We start from the raw sequence: 1,225 nt of genomic DNA on the forward strand, positions 1-1,225 counted from the left end.
TGGAGGCAGGGCTGTTAAGTTTTCTTGTAATATTTTGTATTTGAGGTTATTATCCTCCATAGTTCTTTGACATTATTAGCATAAAATTGAGTTGCATGTTTAATAGAATCAAATCCATTGGTTCTGAATAGGTTAATTGCAATATTTCTCAATATTGATATATTTTCTGCTGCATAACCTTTGGCTGTTTTAGATTTATCCTCTTTCATGGATACATCTTTGACCCAATGCAGTCTGTTTTCAATGCCCCAATGGTTTCTGATATGTTTAGCCACCACTTCTGCTTTACGCGTAGCCAAGCTAGTGATGTAGTAAGCCGTTTCCCGTCTTTGTTTTCCTTTGCAGGTGACTGTTCTTTCTACACGTATTAGCCTTTTTAGTCCAACCCACTGTTCAGATATACCACTAATATCCTTGTATAGAAGTACTTTCCGATATTCAACACGACCTCTTTTACAAGTAGTCTCTTCGCAGATAGATATAGCACGTTGTTCATCTGAGGTATTAACACAGGTTTGGTTATACAAGTTGGGTTGATTCTTCTTTATCTGGATGATGTAGTGATTACCAGATTCAATTATGGCAAGTGTCGTTTTTTTTGGCAGTGAAGAGCATCAATAGTAAAAACTTCACCTTTTACATCCAACGCCTGGACTAATTGCTGAACCGTGGGGATTTCACTCTCTTTTAGGTTCTCAATTCGAGAGGACCGTAAGACGATGCCACGTTCTACAGCAAACACGCAGACCAGACTTACAAAATTCTGATAGGACTTGTCATAGCCTGAGATTGTACTGGCAATGGCTTTACCGTCAATGGCCTTGGTATCTCCATGACACATCTGAATATACTGGGAAGCCCATTCATTGAAAGACGCATTGAAACCCGTAAAATCTATTTGTTGCAAGATCGAGCGGATAGTAACATGGGAAGGTACTTTATGTAGTAAACGGAAAGTTTGTTGAAGTTCTACACGATGCCGTTTCATGAAGCGACCGAGTTCGCGATAACCATAATAACCGCTCATAATACCAAGCATACACATTAACAATACATCAGATAACTGATGGCGCCGACCATACGAAGAACGAGGATCAGCAATACTAGACAATAATTCAAGTAATGTCATCTCTTTTTTATGCTAAAATAATCATTTTAAAGAACTATGGAGCACTAATGTACTCAAAAACAGAAGAAAAATTTAAAAACTTAACAGCCCTGCCCT

1 pseudogene is annotated in these 1,225 nt (G+C 38.2%); it reads right to left on the bottom strand.

Going from position 1 to position 1,225, the window contains the following annotated elements:
* Window positions 1–14 precede the first annotated feature (14 nt).
* A pseudogene (locus tag D0T87_RS25220) lies at window positions 15–1,105 on the bottom strand (ISAs1 family transposase); the annotation flags it as partial.
* Window positions 1,106–1,225: the final 120 nt, after the last annotated feature.

Origin of the sequence: Bacteroides sp. 51, assembly GCF_010500965.1 — a bacterium.
Classification (GTDB): Bacteria; Bacteroidota; Bacteroidia; order Bacteroidales; family Bacteroidaceae; genus Bacteroides.